The organism is Salinicola halophyticus, assembly GCF_003206695.1.
Lineage (GTDB): Bacteria > Pseudomonadota > Gammaproteobacteria > Pseudomonadales > Halomonadaceae > Salinicola > Salinicola halophyticus.
The window spans coordinates 397,740-413,065 of the sequence record NZ_PZJN01000003.1 but is presented as its reverse complement, the minus strand read 5'-3'; the positions used below and the strand labels follow the sequence as shown (position 1 = coordinate 413,065).

Below are 15,326 nucleotides of genomic sequence, written 5' to 3'. Positions count from 1 at the left end.
TATTCCATCAGCCGGACAGGCGAGGAGAGGTAAGCGAATCCGGTAAGTCAGTCGGCAATGGGGATGAGTCGGTCCAGGTCGGCATGGGTGGGCGCCAGCTCCGCGATCTCGTTCATGCCCTGCTGCAGGAACGACTCGAGCCGCGGGTACAGGGCGACCGCGCGGTCAAGCTGCGGATCCTGACCGCTGATATAGGCGCCGACGTTGATCAGATCGCGGTTGCGCTGGTAGCGGGAGATCATCTGCTTGAATCCCTGCGCCTGGCGCAAGCGCTTGGCTTCGACCACCGCCGGCATCGCTCGGCTGATCGAGGCTTCGATATCGATGGCCGGGTAGTGGCCGCTTTCTGCCAGTTGGCGGGAAAGCACGATATGGCCATCGAGAATGGCGCGTGCGGAGTCGGCGATCGGATCCTGCTGGTCGTCGCCTTCGGTCAGCACGGTGTAGAACGCGGTAATCGATCCGCCGCCGCGCTTGCCGTTGCCGGCGCGTTCGACCAGACCGGGCAGCTTGGCGAAGACGGAGGGCGGATAGCCCTTGGTCGCCGGCGGCTCGCCGATGGCCAGGGCGATCTCGCGCGCGGCCATGGCGTAGCGGGTCAGCGAGTCCATGATCAGCAGGACATTGCGGCCCTGATCGCGAAAATCCTCGGCCAGACGGGTCGCGTAGGCTGCGCCCTGCATGCGTTGCAGCGGCGAGGTGTCGGCCGGGGCGGCAACGACCACGGCGCGTGCCAGGCCGTCTTCGCCGAGGATGTTCTCGATAAAGTCCTGAACTTCGCGGCCACGTTCGCCGATCAGGCCGACGACGATCACGTCGGCATCGGTGAAGCGGGCCATCATTCCCAGCAGCACGCTCTTGCCGACCCCGGAGCCGGCGAACAAGCCCATGCGTTGACCGCGGCCGACGGTCAGCAGGCCATTGATGGCGCGGATGCCGACGTCGATGGCGGTATCGATGGGCGCGCGAGACAGTGGGTTGATCGGTGGCGTCTCGAGCGGAGCGTGCGGGGCCTGTTCCAGGGGGCCGTGGTCATCCAGCGGGCGGCCGTTGCCGTCGACGATACGACCCAGCAGGCCATCCCCCAGCGGAAATCGACGTGCGCTGGCGATATCTAGGCGATTGCCGCTTAGCGCCAGTACACGGGCACCGGGCAAGAGACCGCTGGTGTCGGCCAACGGCATCAGGAAGAGTTTGTCGCCGGAGAAGCCCACCACTTCGGCCTCGGCGAAGCGTTCGTCGTCGCCACTGCCGTTGCCGGCCGAGAGTTCGATCAGGCAGGCACTGCCGAGCGGGAGGCTGATGCCGACCGCTTCCAGAACCAGACCGGTGGCGCGGGTGACGCGACCCTCGTAGCGATAGTGGGAGAGTGATTCCACCCGATGGCTGATCTTGGCCAGGGCTTGACGCCAGCGTTGATGGTGAGGGGAGTCCCCTGAATCTGCCTGGGTGGAGGCCCGGTCACGCATCATCGGCCTCATCCTCGGCGTTCGGCTCCACCGGGGGCTCGGGGCTTTCGCTGACCGACGGTGCCTTGCGTTGGCGACGCTGACCCAGAATCGCCTTCCAATGGGTGCTCAAGCTGGCGTCGAGGCCGCCGCCGGCACTGGTGGCACGGCAGCCGCCGCGTTCGAGCGTCGGGTCGGGATGGCACTCCCAGCCGCTGGCCGCGAGCGTTTCCCCCATCGCCGCCGTCACCAGTTCGAGATCCGCCGGATGCAGCCAAAGGCGCGGTTTACCGTTCAACGTGGTGTCGGCATCGAGCAGCTCGCGCACCACGCTGAGGATCTGGTCGGGGTTGGCGGCGAGAGATTCCCCTGCCAGCTGGCGCCCGGTAATGAGGGCCAGCTCGATCAGTTGGTCGGCGACTTCGGTATCCAGTGACGTCAAGGCGTGACGAAAGTTGTCGGCAAGCTCGGCGAGGGGATTCAGAGTCATTTCCAGACGTTTCTGGAACTCCAGCTCGGCGGCGGCGTTGGCCGCTTCCAGGCCTTCCTGATACCCCGCCTGGTAGCCCTGTTCGTGGCCCTCGCGGTGGCCGCTCTCGAAGCCTTCGCGCTCGGCTTTCTCGCCGGCTACCTGACGCGCCCTGGCGTCGGCCTCCTGCTGCCGGCGTTGACGTTGCGCCTCGGCATCGAAGACGGGATGTCCGGTGTCCGACATGTGTTCGTGGCCGAGATCTTCCATCTGCCAGCGATGCCACTCACCGGTGGTCTCGAGAGCCGGCGGGTTGCGTCGATCAGACGTAGCCATCGTCGCCACCGCTCAAGGCGATCTCGCCGGAATCGGCAAGACGGCGCACCGTACCCAGAATCGCTTTCTGTTCGTTTTCGACCTGTGACAGCCGAATCGGCCCGCGGTTTTCCATATCCTCGCGCATCAGCTGGGCCGCGCGCTGGGACATGTTGCGCGTGAACTTGTCGATCAGTGCCTCCTCGGCCCCTCGCAGCGCAATGACCAGAGAGTTGGTCTCGACCTCGCGCAGGATCATCTGGATGCCGCGATCGTCGATGTCCAGCAGGTTCTCGAACAGGAACATTTCGTCGATGATGCGCTGGGCGAGGTCCTCGCTGTGGGCGCGGACGACGTCGATGACCTGCTCTTCCTGAGCGGTGTTCATCAGGTTGAGAATCTCGGCCGCGGTTCTGACGCCGCCCATCTTGCTGCGCTTCAGGTTGGTGCCGTCGAGCATCGAGGTGAGCACTTCGGTGAGTTCCTGCAGCGCCGCCGGCTGCACGCCGCTGAACGTGGCGATACGCAACATGACGTCGTCGCGCAATTTTTCGTCGAACAGCTCGAGTATGTCCGCCGCCTGGGAGCGCTCCAGGTGGACCATGATCGTGGCGATGATCTGGGGGTGCTCGTCGCGGATCAACTCCGCGACCATCGACGCTTCCATCAGATTCAGCGAGTCGATGCCCGAGGACGCATTATTGGTCTCGAGAATATCCTCGATCAGACTGCTTGCGCGTTCGCTACCCAGGGCCTTGGTCAGGACCGCGCGAATATGGTCGTTGGAGTGCAGGTTGATGGCGGTGAACTGCTCGGCCTCGTCATGGAAGTCCCGCAGCACCGCTGCCATTTCCTCATGGGAGACCTGTCCGAGCTTGGCCATCTCCTGGCTGATGTCCTGTACTTCGCGGGTGGAGAGGTACTTGAACACCTCCGCGGCGCTGTCTTCATCCAGCGACAGCAACAGGATGGCGCCACGTCGGGCGCCGGTCATTTCGAGCGTCATGATTTTTCCATCCAGCTTCTGACGACCATGGCGACCAGGCGCGGATCTTCTTGTGCCATTTCACGAACGTCCTTGAGGTCCTGCTCGTAATTCGAGGCGCTGCGCCGGTTACGCTCGCGGCTTTTCGCGGCGCTGCCGCCGCCAGCATCGCTGACGGTCTGATAATTCGCGGCGCCGGCCGCCGCCGCTGCACCGGAGGGGGGAGCTGCGGGCGCTGCCGCGGGTGCCGGGATGGGCTCCGGGGTCTGACGCCGGATCAATGGTTTCAGCACCTTGAACCACAGGAACAGGGCGGCCAGGGCCACGAGCAGATACTTGAGCGCGCTCTTGGCCAGGTCCCAGACTGCCGGCGTCTGCCACCAAGGCTGAGCGACGAAATCCGAAGTATTGATCTGGAACGGACTGTTGACCACTTCGAGAGCATCGCCGCGCGTCTCGGAGAAACCCATCGCCTGGCGCACCAGGCCGCGAATCTGATCCATCTCGGTATCGCTCAGGGCGATCTGAGTCGGGTTGCCCTCGTCGTCCACGCCGTCTTTGTAGTTGACGACGACCGCGACCGAGAGACGATCGATGCCGCCGCTATGCTGTTTGACGTGATCGACGGTTCGATCGACTTCATAGTTGATGGTGCTGTCGCGACGGCCTTGGCCGGTATCGGTGCCGTTGTCGTCCGTCTGGGCCGTATCGTCGGTAGTGGCGTCATCCGCCTGATCGGCGTCGTCGTCTGCGTTCTGGGCCTGCGTGGCCGGGTCATTGATCGGCGAGGTGGCCACCCCCGGCGGCTGATTGCTCAGCGCGCCGGGAACGCCCATGGCGAGATCGCTATTGCTCTGGAACGACACGCTGTTCTGCTTGCTGCGCACCGCGGCGTCGTGGGGAGACTGATTGGGGCCGTAGCGCTCCGAGGTCTGCTCCCGCTGGGAAAAATCGACCTGCGCGGTGACCTGTGCCCGTACGTTTCTCGCACCGACGATAGGTGCCAGGATCGCCTCGATGCGATCGGCGTATTGATTCTCGAGATTGCCGACGTAATCGAGCTGGCTGCCGTCGAGCTGATTGGCATCATGGCTCGGCCGGCTCAGCAGGTCGCCGTTCTGATCGATCACGGTGACATCATCGACGGCCAGCTGAGCGACGCTGCTGGAGACCATGTGGACGATCGCGTTGACCTGGCCTTCGCCGAGTACGCGACCCGGTTGCAGGTCCAGCACCACCGAGGCGGTGGCGGGCTGACTCTCGCGGACGAAGACCGACGGCTTGGCCATGGCCAGATGCACTCGGGCGCGGGCGACGCTGCCCAGCGTACCGATGGTGCGTGCCAGTTCGCCTTCGAGAGCACGCTGATAGTTGATCTGTTCCGCAAACTGGCTGATACCAAATGCCTGATCGTCCATCAGCTCGAAGCCGACGCCGCTGGCCTCGGGCAGACCCTGTTCGGCCAGCTTCAGACGAATCGGACGGACCTGATCGGCAGGGACCAGCAGCGCCTGGCCGCCCTCGCTGAATTCGTAGGGCACGCCCATGGCATCGAGCTGGTTGATGATCCGGCCGCCATCGGCGTCTGTCAGTGTCGAATAGAGAACGCGATATTCCGGGCTGCGAGCCCACAGCAGCAGCGCGATCACGATCGCCACGGCAGCGGCGCCGGCGATGATCAGCGGGATGCGCGGATTCGTCTGCAGCTTGCTCAACCAGTCGCGGCCGCCAGCGGTCGTCCCCGAATCGGCTTGCCGATTCGAAGCCCGGGCGGAGGCGTTGCCTGAACCTTGGGTGTCGTTGGGCGACGCGGCCGTGCTCATGTCGGGCTCCGATCAAGGCACGCGGTACGATCCAACGACCTGAGGTGTTCCATCGAGAGGGCGCGACCCATCGGGGCGCGATCCGTCAACCTGGTACGACTAGACAACATAGCAGTAGTCTGCTCCCTGCAACGCGTCTGCTCATCCGTGACTCGACCCGCTCGGAGCGTCCGTCCGATGCGGCCAAGACCGGGGCGTAAATTTGATGGCAGCCATTATGTGTCGCTCTGTTAACCGTGAAGGTAGGAAAAGCCGGTGTTTTCACACGCATTTACCGCGATAGTGATTGGCTGGCTATTGATAGGCTGCGAGCGTCGAATCCATCGGCCGCTTTTTTGAGCGCGTTCGCTATCGATAAAGAGCCGCTGCTGCAGTGAGCGTTGCAAAGAGCCGCTGCCTGGAATCGCGGCTGCGAATAGCTGTCGTCGCAGATAGAGAATCGTCTTGTAGTCAAACCGTCACACAGGGAAAACTCCATGAGTGCTCCAGCCATCCAGGCGGCGCTTCAGCAGATGCAGGCGTTGTCGGCCCAGGCCAGCGGTCAGAGCGCGAGCCCGTTGGCCCCGACCGCCGAGACCGGCGGTAGCTTCGCCGGTGAGCTTCAGGCATCGCTCGGTCGAATCAACCAGATGCAGCAGACCGCCAATCAACAGGCGATGTCGTTCCAGGCCGGCGATCCGAACGTGGCGTTGAACGACGTGATGATCGACATGCAGAAGGCGAGCGTGAGCTTCGATATGGGCGTGCAGGTGCGTAATCGCCTCGTGACCGCCTATAAGGAAGTCATGGGGCTGCAGGTCTAAAACCGCGTTCCGATCCTGCCGGCGCTTCGGTGCGGCCTGCCGTCTTGACTGACGGCAGGCCTTTGCCGTCGTTCAGGCGGCGTGCTGGCGATGCCGTCGCCAGGTGTCCACCGAATAGAAACCGAGCCCGATCCAGATCAGCACGAAGGTGATCAACTGGGAGGCGGAAATCGGCTCATCGAACACCCACAGCGCCAGCAGGAATTGCAGGGTGGGGTTGAGATACATCAGAAAGCCGACGGTGGAGAGCGTCAATCGCCGCGCGGCGCCGGCAAAGGCGAGCAGCGGCAGGGTGGTGATGACCCCGCTGACGATCATCAGTGCGGTGGTCCCGGCACCGTCTCCGAAGTGGGACTGGCCATGCCAGCTCAGCCACACCAATGCCACCAGGCTCAACGGCAGCAGCAGACTCGTTTCGACCAGCAGGGCCGAGAGCGCATCCAGCGCCACGCGTTTGCGCAGCAGGCCGTAGGTGCCGAACGTCATCGCGAGCACCAGGCTGATCCAGGGCAATCGCCCCAGCATCACCAGCTGCAGCACGACGGCTGCCAGCGCCAGACCGATCGCCAGCATCTGCCAGCGGCTCAGCCGTTCACGCAGCACCAGCATTCCCAGCGCCACGTTGACCAGCGGTGTCATGAAGTAGCCCAGACTCGCCTGGAGGACGTGGTGTGTTTCCACCGCATAGATATAAAGCCCCCAGTTCAGCGCAATGAGCAGCGCGCAACCCAGACTCCAGGCCAGTCCGCGAGCCAGTTCCCGGGAGCTTCGAAAGCTCCGGCGCAGTGCCGGCCAGCGACCCATCAGCGTGACCACGACAAGCAAAAAGGCACAGGACCACAGAATTCGCTGCACCAGGACCTCGAATGCCGGTACGCCGTCGAACAGCGAGAAGAACAGCGGGAAGCATCCCCACATGGCGTAGGCGGCAACGCCGAACATGACGCCGCGACGCGCCTCGCTTGGGGTTAACGACGATGCGGCAGGCGCCGTATCGGTCGTCGGTACTCGAGAAGTCTCCGTAGAAGAACCAGCCATGTTCGACGCTCCGTGTCGTGAACCCGTAATCTATCATGACCCGTACCTCTCGGCCGCCGCGCCTGATGACGCTGGCCCGAAGTTTGCCCGCGGGCGGTGTGCAATACGATTCGAACGAGGAATTCCATGACTGGACTACGCGTGAGTCTGGTGCAGAGCGAGCTGCACTGGGAGGATCCGGCGGCCAATCGTCGCCTGCTGGATAGCCGTATGGGAACGCTGGACGGCAGCCAGACCGATGTCATCGTGCTACCGGAGATGTTTGCCACCGGATTCACCATGAATGCCGAACTCATGGCTGAGCCCTCCGATTCGAGCCCGACGCTCGAGTGGATGCGCCGCCAGGCACGCGAGCGGTATTGCATCGTGACCGGGAGTCTGGCGATCGCCGAAGGCGGTAACTGCTACAACCGGCTGGTGTGGATGACGCCGGAAGGGCGGGCAACGGTTTACGACAAGCGCCACCTGTTCCGGATGGGCGACGAGCCGAAACACTACGCCGCGGGCTCGCGACGTCAAATCGTCGAGGTCAAGGGCATGCGTGTCATGCTGTCGGTCTGCTACGACCTGCGGTTCCCGGTCTGGCTACGTCAGCAGCCGACCGCCGAGCAGCCATTCGAATATGATGTGTTGCTGTGCGTTGCCAACTGGCCGGCCCCACGTCGACACGCCTGGCGGACGCTACTAAAGGCCCGTGCGATCGAGAATCTGAGCTATGTCGTCGGGGTCAATCGTGTCGGCGAGGATGGCAATGGCTTGCCCTACGCCGGAGATTCGATGGTCGTGGACTTCAAGGGCGAGCCGCTGGCCGATCATCCGGTAGACGAGGGATTCGTCGAGACGGTAACGCTGTCGGGATCGGCACTGTCATCGTTTCGCGATAAATTCCCCGCCTGGAGAGACGCAGATGGCTTTGCGTTGGCCGATTCCGATGACGACCTGCATGAGTAAGGATGGGCCATGATCCGAACCTTTCGCCTCGATCAGAACGATTTCAGAGAGCTCAGTGAAGGCCCCATCGACGCACGTTTGTGGGAAGCCAACTGGATCGATGCCTATGATCTCGACGACGAAGACCGCGCGGCACTGAAACCCTTTCTCGCGGACGAGTTGCCCGCCAATACCGATATCGAGGAGATCGAATCCTCGGCGCGCTTCTTTACCGATACCGACGGGCTGCACGTTCACTCACTGTTTCTGGCACGCAACGAAGGCAAGCATCAGACCAATACGGTGGTTTTCATCCTGCAACCCCAGCGACTGCTGTCGCTGCGCGAGGACGATCTCGCCGATTTTCGACTGTTCCGGCTGAGAGCGCGGCGCGGCCAGGTCAAAGCGGCCTCGCCGCAATCGCTGATCGTCACGCTGTTCGAACAGAAGGTGGAAAACCTGGCCGACGGCATCGAGGACATGCACCGCGACCTCGAACAGGTCAGCCACATGGTACTGGAGATCGAGGATGCCGATCTGGAGGAGGCGATCGACCAGTTGGCCAAGGTCGAGGATATCGTCGGCAAGATACGCCTGTGTCTGATGGACACGCAGCGCTCGCTCTATTTCCTCATCCGGCATCTGCGTTATTATGGCGAGCTGCAGGAGCAGGCCAAGGAGGCGCTGCAGGACGTCGAGGTGCTGATGTCCCACAGCACCTTCCTGTCCGACAAGGTCAACTTCCTGATGGATACCACCCAGGGTTTCATCAACATCGAGCAGAACCAGATCATCAAGAGCTTCTCCATCGCCTCGGTCGTGTTCCTGCCGCCGACGATGATCGCCAGTATCTACGGGATGAACTTCGACGTGATGCCGGAACTTACCTGGAGCTTCGGCTATCCGATGGCGATCGGCTTGATGGCGTTGTCGGGCATTTCACCTTATCTCTATTTCAAATACCGCGGATGGCTGTGAGTCTGCCGCGAGCCAGGGGTTTTCAAATTCATGCGGTTGGATCGATTTCTTAGCGAAGCCACGGAGCTAACGCGCAGCCAGGCCAAGCGTGCGCTGCGCCAGTTCGAAGTCAGCGTCGACGGCGAAGTCACGCGAGATGCCTCATATCAGGTATCCGACGATCAGGTGGTGCGATGGCAGGGCGACACTCTGGAGCGGGTCGGTTGGCGCTATCTGATGTTGCACAAGCCGGTCGGCGTCGAGTGTTCGTTGCGACCGACGCATCATCCTTCCGTGCTCAGTCTGATCGATATCCCGCAGATCGAGCGGGTGCATCCGGTAGGGCGGCTGGATCTCGATACCTCGGGCCTGCTGCTGATCAGCGACGATGGCAAGTGGACGCACCGCGTGACGTCGCCGAACCGCGCCTGCGTGAAGCGCTATCGGGCGACGTTGGGTGAACCGCTGGCAGCGGGCGAGGCAGAGCGTATTGCGGAGCGGTTTGCCGAGGGCGTCGAGTTGAACGGTGACGACAGGCCGACCCGGCCGGCAACCTTCGAGGCCGTCAGCGACACCGAAGTGCTGATCGGTGTCACCGAGGGGCGTTACCACCTGGTCCGGCGCATGCTGACCGCGGTGGGGCATACGGTCGAGGCGCTGCATCGCGAAGCGATCGGCCCGCTGGAGCTCGATCCCGATCTCGAGCCGGGGGAGTGCCGGTATCTGCGCCCGGAGGAAATTGCCGCGTTCTAGGGACGATCGCCGGACTTCGGGCCAGCGATATTGCCGTTAACCACTTCCCTATCTATTACGAGTCAAGGTTTATACCGTTATCTTTTTTTCAAGACTTAACGATAACAGAACTTCTTAAAAGCAGTCATCAGGCCAGTGACGAAGCGTCGATCAACGCTCGGGTATAAGCCGAGCGGGGCGCTTCGAGCAGTGTTTCGCACTGGCCCTGTTCGACGACCTTGCCCTCTTTCAGTACCAGTATCCGATGGGCCATCGCGCGTACCACAGCGAGATCGTGGCTGATGAACAGGTAGCTGAGGCCATGCCTGGCCTGGACGCTGCGCAGGAGTTCGATCAGCTGCTTCTGTACCGTGCGATCCAGCGCCGATGTCGGTTCATCGAGTACCAGTAACCGGGGTTTGAGAATCAAGGCGCGAGCGATGGCGATACGCTGGCGCTGGCCGCCCGAAAACTCGTGCGGGTAGCGGTGGCCGCAATCCGGCGGCAAGTCGACTTCCCGTAGCGCTTCGGCGATCCGTTCGGTCACGATCGAGGCGTCGAGTTCGGGGTGATGAAAGCGCAACCCTTCGCTGATGATATCGGCGACCGGCATGCGCGGGGACAGCGAACCGTAGGGGTCCTGAAATACGATCTGGAAGCCGCGTCGCTGGCGCCGGAGCGCGTTACCGCTCAGTGAATCCAGGCGCAGGCCGTCAAAATGGATCTCGCCGCTGGCCGGCAGCAGGCGAATCAGGGCAGCCGCCAGGGTGCTCTTGCCGGAACCGGATTCACCCACCACGCCGAGTGTTTCTCCCTCGCGCAGTTGAAGCGACAGCGGCTCGACCGCGACGAAAGCGGGCGGCCGGGGGCGCAGAAACGGCTTGGGCCGGGCAAAGGTGATGCCCACATCGTTGGCGCTCAGCAGCGTCGCGGCGTTCTCTGGCACGGGCAGCGGCCGTCCGGCGGGTATCGCGTCGATCAGCTGACGCGTGTAGGCGTTCTGTGGTGTGTCGAAAACATCGGTTGTCGGCCCGGCTTCCACGCATTCGCCGTGGCGCATGACCACCACGCGATCGGCATGACGCCGCACCAGGTTGAGATCGTGGCTGATCAGCAGCAGACCCATACCGTAGCGATCACGCAGATCGTCCAGAAGCGCCAGAATCTCCCGCTGAACCGTCACATCCAGCGCGGTGGTGGGTTCATCGGCGATCAGTAGCTGCGGATCGTTGGCGATCGCCATGGCGATCATCACCCTCTGGCGCTGCCCGCCGGAAAGCTGGTGGGGCCAGGCCGCCATCAGCTCATCGACCCGGGGCAGCTTGACCTGCGTCAGCAGTTCGCGGATGCGACCCTTGGCGGCCTGACCTCGCAGCCCCTGGTGCAGTCGCAGGGTTTCTCCCAACTGCTTGCCAACGCTGTGCAGTGGATTCAACGACGTCATCGGTTCCTGAAAGACGAAGCCGATCCGGCCGCCGCGTAGCGCGTTCCACTGGCGCGGCGAGAATTCGCCGAGGTCGCGGCCGTCGAAACGCCGCTCGCCTTCGATATCGGCCCCTGCGGGCAGCAATCCCAACGCCCCCAGCGCGCTGACCGACTTGCCCGAGCCGGATTCGCCGACCACGGCCACCGTCTCGCCGCGATCGACTTGAAGATCCAGCGAGTCGACCGCAACATGGCTTCCGAAGCGGACGGTGAGACGACGAAGTTCGAAGAGTCGGTGGTCGCTCATGGCAGACTGTCCTGACGCGGTCGGTTTGCCGGGGCCTGGGACCCGGCGGCAGGGGGATTCGGAATCCGGGTCGCCGTGAGGATATGGCGCGGATCGAAAGCGTCGCGAAGTCCTTCGCCGATGAACACCAGCAGCGACAGCATCAGGCTCAAGGTGATGAAGGCGGTAACGCCCAGCCACGGCGCTTGCAGATTGTTCTTGCCCTGGGCGACCAGTTCACCCAGAGAGGGCGAGCCCGGCGGCAGCCCGAACCCCAGAAAGTCCAGCGCCGTCAGGGTGGTGATGGCGCCGGTGAACAGAAACGGAATGAACGTCAGTGTGGCGACCATCGCGTTGGGCAGCACGTGTCGACGCATGATCAACCGCGAAGGCAAGCCCATGGCGCGAGCGGCTCTGACGTATTCCAGATTGCGGGCGCGCAGAAATTCCGCGCGCACGATATCCACCAGACCCAGCCACGAAAACAGCAGCATGATACCCAGCAGCCACCAGATGTTGGGCTCGACCAGGCTGGCGAGAATGATCAGCAGGAATAGCACCGGCAATCCGGACCAGATCTCGATCACGCGTTGGCCGATCAGGTCGACCTTGCCGCCGAAATAGCCCTGTACGCCGCCGATCACGACGCCCAGAAAAATCGAGCCGACCGTGAGCGCGAGGGCGAAAGCGACCGATAGCCGGAATCCGTAGAGGACACGGGCAAACACGTCACGGCCTTGGTCGTCGGTCCCCAGCCAGTGGCGGCTGCCGGGCGGCGAGGGCACCGGCCCTTTCACGTCACGGTCGAGCGTCTGGTAGGAGAACGGGACCGGCGGCCACAGCATCCAGCCGTTATCGGCGATCTGCTCGAAAACCACGGGGTCGCGATAGTCCGTCGTCGTTGGCAGGAAACCGTCAAATTCGGTTTCCGGATAATCCACCAGCAGCGGCACGTACCAGTGGCCGTCGTACTGCATCACGATCGGTTTGTCGTTGGCGATGAGCTCGGCGCCCAGGCTGACGATGAATAGCACCCCGAAGATCCACAGCGACCAGACCGCGCGGCGGTTGCCACGGAAGACATGCAGGCGTCTCTGGGTGATCGGCGACAGATGCCGGCGGCGGCTCGATGTCATCAGGACTCCCGGGTGCCGAAATCGATGCGAGGGTCGACCCACACATAAGTCAGATCCGAGACCAGCTTGAGCACCAGCCCGATCAACGTGTAGAGGTAGAGCGTACCGAAGATCAGCGGATAGTCGCGCTGCATGACCGCCTCGAATCCGAGCAGGCCCAGCCCGTTGAGGGAGAAGATCACCTCGATCAGCAGCGAGCCGGTGAACAGGATGCCGATCAGCGCCGCCGGCATCCCGGCGATGATGATCAGCATGGCATTACGGAAGACGTGGCCGTACAGCACGCGGCGCTCCGAGGCGCCCTTGGCTCTTGCCGTCAGCACGTACTGCTTGTGGATTTCGTCGAGGAAGCTGTTCTTGGTGAGCATGGTCAACGTGGCGAAACTGCCGATGGCCGAGGCAAGGACCGGCAGCGTGATATGCCAGAAATAGTCTTGGATCTTGCCGAGCAGCGACAGCTCGCTGAAGTTGGACGACGTCAGCCCGCGCAGCGGGAACCAGTTCCAGTAGCTGCCGCCGGCGAACACCACGATCAGCAGGATGGCGAACAGGAACCCGGGAATCGCGTAGCCGACCACCACCGCGCCCGACGACCAGACGTCGAAAGCGCTGCCGTGGCGCAGCGCCTTGCGAATGCCCAGCGGAATCGAAATGAGATAGACCAGCAGCGTGGTCCAAAGCCCCAGCGAGATCGACACCGGCAGTCGATCCAATATCAGATCGATCACCGGCTGGCCGCGAAACAGACTGTCGCCGAGATCGAATGTCGCGTAGTCCTTGAGCATCAGCCCGAAGCGTTCCCAGGCCGGCTTGTCGAAGCCGTACTCCTCAGTCAGCTGCTGTCGCAGCTGTTCGTCGACGCCATGGAGTCGCTGGGCGCTGCCGCTGCTGTTGCCACCACCATTGCTACCGTCACCGCCGCCGCTTTCGAGACCGGTGCTGGCGTTGCTGTTCAACCCTTCGAAACGCGCCATCATCTGATCGATGGGCCCGCCCGGGGCGGCCTGGACGATGATGAAGTTGAGCAGCAGAATTCCCAGCAGGGTCGGGATCATCAACAGCAGGCGGCGAACGATATAGCTGGCCATGATCGACAATCACTCCTGGCCGCGCTGACGCGCGGTGACGGCTCGAGCGCGGTCGGGGTCGACCCACCACACCGTGAAATCGGGAGTGTAGCGCGGGAAAGGCTTGGGGTAGTCGAACTTGTCCCAGACCGCGACGCGGGTGCCGTCGAAGTTCCACTGCGGGACCACGTAGAAACCCCATCGAAGAACGCGATCGAGCGCCCGCGAGGCGATGTCCAGTTCGTCGCGGCTGTCGGCCTGAATCAACCGATCGACCAGCGCGTCCACCACCGGGTCATGCACGCCCGCCAGGTTGCGGCTCTGTGGCACATCGGCATAGTCGCTGGTCCAGAAGTCCCGCTGCTCGTTGCCGGGGTTGGCCGACTGCGGGAAGCTGCCGACGATCATGTCGAACTGGAATCCGCGCAGGCGATCGAGATACTGGTTGACATCGACCACGCGAATCTTGCTCTGGATGCCGAGCCGTTCCAGATTGCGCACGAACGGCTGGGTAATCCGCTCCCACTGACTGTCGTAGAGTAGAAATTCCAGCGTGAACGGCTGGCCGATGGCGAGGTTGACGAGTTTGCCGTCGCGTACGTCGTAACCGGCCTCGCGAAGCAGATCGAGCGCCTCGCGCAGCCGTGGCCGTAGTGCCTCCGGCTGGGGGACCGGAAGCGGCTGGTCGAATACCGCGTCGGGCAGTTGGTCTCGATAGGGCGCGAGCAGTTTCAGCTCGGCATCGTCCGGCAAGGCCTTGGCGGCCATCTCCGAATTCTGGAAGTAGCTATTAGTACGTTGATAGGCGCCGTAGAACAGGTGCTGGTTGATCCAGTCGAAATCAAACACCAGGCCCAGCGCGCGACGAACCTTGGGATCCGAAAGCTTGTCGCGTCGCGTGTTGAAGACGTAGCCCTGCATTCCCGCCGGCTGGCCATCGGGAACGATGACTCGCTGGATCGCTCCGTCCTCGACGGCCGGCGTGTCGTAGGCGGTCGCCCAGTTCTTGGCGCTGCTCTCGATGCGCATGTCCAGTGCGCCGGCAAGAAATGCCTCCAGTGCCACGGACTGGTCGCGGAAGTAGTCGTAGATCAGCCGATCGATATTGTAGCGCCCGCGATTGAGCGGCAGGTCGCGGCCCCAGTAGTCGTCGACCCGACGATAGACGATGCGCCGACCGGGATCGATTTCGGCGATTTCGTAGGGGCCGGATCCCATCAGCTTGTCGAGCGTCGGTTTGGTGAAGTCCCGGTCCTGCCAGTAGTGCTCGGGTAATACCGGAAGCTGACCCAGGATCAATGGCAGCTCCCGCGACTGATTGTTCGAGAACTCGAAGCGCACAGTGCGCTCGCCAAGCGCCGAGGCCGATTCGACGCTGGCGTAGTAGGCCCGATAGAACGGCGAACCCTTGTCGCGCAGCAGGCGAAAACTGAACACGACGTCCTCGGCGGTTACCGGCTTCCCGTCGTGAAACCGCGCTTCGGGCCGGATATCGATTTCCATCCAGTGGCGGTCGGGATCGAGTCGGATGCCGCCAGCCAGCAGCCCGTACATGGTGAACGGCTCGTCGGCGCTGGATTCCATCAGCGTGTCGTAGATCTGGTTGAGGCCGTCGGCGGGCGTGCCCTGGATGATGAACGGGTTGGTGGAGTCGAAACTGCCGTTGGCGGCCCGGCGCAGCGTGCCGCCCTTGGGGGCGGCGGGGTTGGCGTAAGGCAGATGGTCGAAGTCCGCGGGCAAGCCCGGATCGTCGTAGAGGGCGATGGCGTGAACGGTCGGCACGTCGCCGGTTTTTTCCACGGCGCTTTGTTCGGCGGTGGTTTTTTTCTCGACGCTTATTCCATCAGCGCTTTTTCCATCAGCGCTTTTTCCATCAGCGCTTTTTCCTTCAGCACTTTTTCCCTCAGAATCA

The 15,326-nt window shown here is 62.9% G+C and carries 13 protein-coding genes; 4 read left to right on the top strand and 9 right to left on the bottom strand.

Going from position 1 to position 15,326, the window contains the following annotated elements; all coding sequences use genetic code 11:
- Window positions 1–47 precede the first annotated feature (47 nt).
- From fliI to fliF, 4 genes are read right to left on the bottom strand one after another with little or no spacing between them, the layout of a single operon-like run.
- Window positions 48–1,472: a flagellar protein export ATPase FliI gene (gene fliI, locus DOM58_RS04025; RefSeq protein WP_280951115.1), complete on the bottom strand. Its 1,425-nt coding sequence runs from the start codon at window positions 1,470–1,472 to the stop codon at window positions 48–50.
- Window positions 1,462–2,253, bottom strand: a complete 792-nt coding sequence (locus DOM58_RS04020) for a flagellar assembly protein FliH (protein ID WP_110691842.1) — start codon at window positions 2,251–2,253, stop codon at window positions 1,462–1,464. The genes fliI and DOM58_RS04020 overlap by 11 nt, the downstream gene beginning before the upstream one ends.
- Window positions 2,240–3,238 carry a flagellar motor switch protein FliG gene (fliG, locus tag DOM58_RS04015; RefSeq protein WP_075562351.1) on the bottom strand — a complete coding sequence of 333 codons (999 nt, stop codon included), beginning with the start codon at window positions 3,236–3,238 and terminating at the stop codon, window positions 2,240–2,242. The genes DOM58_RS04020 and fliG overlap by 14 nt, the downstream gene beginning before the upstream one ends.
- The gene (fliF, locus tag DOM58_RS04010) at window positions 3,235–5,040 is read right to left on the bottom strand and encodes a flagellar basal-body MS-ring/collar protein FliF (protein ID WP_110691841.1); all 1,806 of its coding nucleotides are present in this window, start codon (window positions 5,038–5,040) and stop codon (window positions 3,235–3,237) included. The genes fliG and fliF overlap by 4 nt, the downstream gene beginning before the upstream one ends.
- A gap of 476 nt (window positions 5,041–5,516) precedes the next feature.
- Between fliF and fliE the strand changes: the two genes are divergently transcribed.
- Window positions 5,517–5,843 carry a flagellar hook-basal body complex protein FliE gene (gene fliE, locus DOM58_RS04005; RefSeq protein WP_075562349.1) on the top strand — a complete coding sequence of 109 codons (327 nt, stop codon included), beginning with the start codon at window positions 5,517–5,519 and terminating at the stop codon, window positions 5,841–5,843.
- 72 nt (window positions 5,844–5,915) lie between these two features.
- Here fliE and rarD read toward each other — a convergent pair whose 3' ends face one another.
- Window positions 5,916–6,881: an EamA family transporter RarD gene (gene rarD, locus DOM58_RS04000; protein ID WP_110691840.1), complete on the bottom strand. Its 966-nt coding sequence runs from the start codon at window positions 6,879–6,881 to the stop codon at window positions 5,916–5,918.
- Window positions 6,882–7,007: 126 nt separating this feature from the next.
- On the opposite strand from rarD, the gene DOM58_RS03995 reads away from it, so the two are divergent.
- The 3 genes from DOM58_RS03995 to DOM58_RS03985 are packed head-to-tail and all read left to right on the top strand — an operon-like array spanning window position 7,008 to window position 9,521.
- Entirely contained in the window at window positions 7,008–7,832 is an 825-nt protein-coding gene (locus DOM58_RS03995; RefSeq protein WP_110691839.1) for an amidohydrolase, read from the top strand.
- A gap of 9 nt (window positions 7,833–7,841) precedes the next feature.
- Window positions 7,842–8,789, top strand: coding sequence for a magnesium/cobalt transporter CorA (gene corA / locus DOM58_RS03990; protein ID WP_110691838.1), 948 nt, complete (start codon window positions 7,842–7,844; stop codon window positions 8,787–8,789).
- Window positions 8,790–8,819: 30 nt separating this feature from the next.
- Window positions 8,820–9,521, top strand: coding sequence for a pseudouridine synthase (locus DOM58_RS03985; RefSeq protein ID WP_110691837.1), 702 nt, complete (start codon window positions 8,820–8,822; stop codon window positions 9,519–9,521).
- A gap of 127 nt (window positions 9,522–9,648) precedes the next feature.
- Here the strand turns inward: DOM58_RS03985 and DOM58_RS03980 are convergent, their stop codons facing one another.
- From DOM58_RS03980 to DOM58_RS03965, 4 genes are read right to left on the bottom strand one after another with little or no spacing between them, the layout of a single operon-like run.
- Window positions 9,649–11,232 carry an ABC transporter ATP-binding protein gene (locus DOM58_RS03980; RefSeq protein ID WP_110691836.1) on the bottom strand — a complete coding sequence of 528 codons (1,584 nt, stop codon included), beginning with the start codon at window positions 11,230–11,232 and terminating at the stop codon, window positions 9,649–9,651.
- Entirely contained in the window at window positions 11,229–12,347 is a 1,119-nt protein-coding gene (locus DOM58_RS03975; protein WP_110691835.1) for an ABC transporter permease, read from the bottom strand. Before DOM58_RS03975 ends, DOM58_RS03980 begins: the two co-directional genes overlap by 4 nt.
- Window positions 12,347–13,435, bottom strand: coding sequence for a microcin C ABC transporter permease YejB (locus tag DOM58_RS03970; protein ID WP_075562424.1), 1,089 nt, complete (start codon window positions 13,433–13,435; stop codon window positions 12,347–12,349). The genes DOM58_RS03975 and DOM58_RS03970 overlap by 1 nt, the downstream gene beginning before the upstream one ends.
- A gap of 9 nt (window positions 13,436–13,444) precedes the next feature.
- Window positions 13,445–15,214 carry an extracellular solute-binding protein gene (locus DOM58_RS03965; RefSeq protein ID WP_245392141.1) on the bottom strand — a complete coding sequence of 590 codons (1,770 nt, stop codon included), beginning with the start codon at window positions 15,212–15,214 and terminating at the stop codon, window positions 13,445–13,447.
- Between the last annotated feature and the right edge of the window lie 112 nt (window positions 15,215–15,326).

Coding starts and splice junctions, on each gene's coding strand:
- DOM58_RS03995 (WP_110691839.1), top strand. CDS start 7,008: ATGACTGGACTACGCGTGAGTCTGGTGCAGAGCGAGCTGCACTGGGAG.
- fliF (WP_110691841.1), bottom strand. CDS start 5,040: ATGAGCACGGCCGCGTCGCCCAACGACACCCAAGGTTCAGGCAACGCC.
- fliE (WP_075562349.1), top strand. CDS start 5,517: ATGAGTGCTCCAGCCATCCAGGCGGCGCTTCAGCAGATGCAGGCGTTG.
- DOM58_RS04020 (WP_110691842.1), bottom strand. CDS start 2,253: ATGGCTACGTCTGATCGACGCAACCCGCCGGCTCTCGAGACCACCGGT.
- rarD (WP_110691840.1), bottom strand. CDS start 6,881: ATGGCTGGTTCTTCTACGGAGACTTCTCGAGTACCGACGACCGATACG.
- DOM58_RS03985 (WP_110691837.1), top strand. CDS start 8,820: ATGCGGTTGGATCGATTTCTTAGCGAAGCCACGGAGCTAACGCGCAGC.
- DOM58_RS03975 (WP_110691835.1), bottom strand. CDS start 12,347: ATGACATCGAGCCGCCGCCGGCATCTGTCGCCGATCACCCAGAGACGC.
- corA (WP_110691838.1), top strand. CDS start 7,842: ATGATCCGAACCTTTCGCCTCGATCAGAACGATTTCAGAGAGCTCAGT.
- fliG (WP_075562351.1), bottom strand. CDS start 3,238: ATGACGCTCGAAATGACCGGCGCCCGACGTGGCGCCATCCTGTTGCTG.
- DOM58_RS03970 (WP_075562424.1), bottom strand. CDS start 13,435: ATGGCCAGCTATATCGTTCGCCGCCTGCTGTTGATGATCCCGACCCTG.
- fliI (WP_280951115.1), bottom strand. CDS start 1,472: ATGATGCGTGACCGGGCCTCCACCCAGGCAGATTCAGGGGACTCCCCT.
- DOM58_RS03980 (WP_110691836.1), bottom strand. CDS start 11,232: ATGAGCGACCACCGACTCTTCGAACTTCGTCGTCTCACCGTCCGCTTC.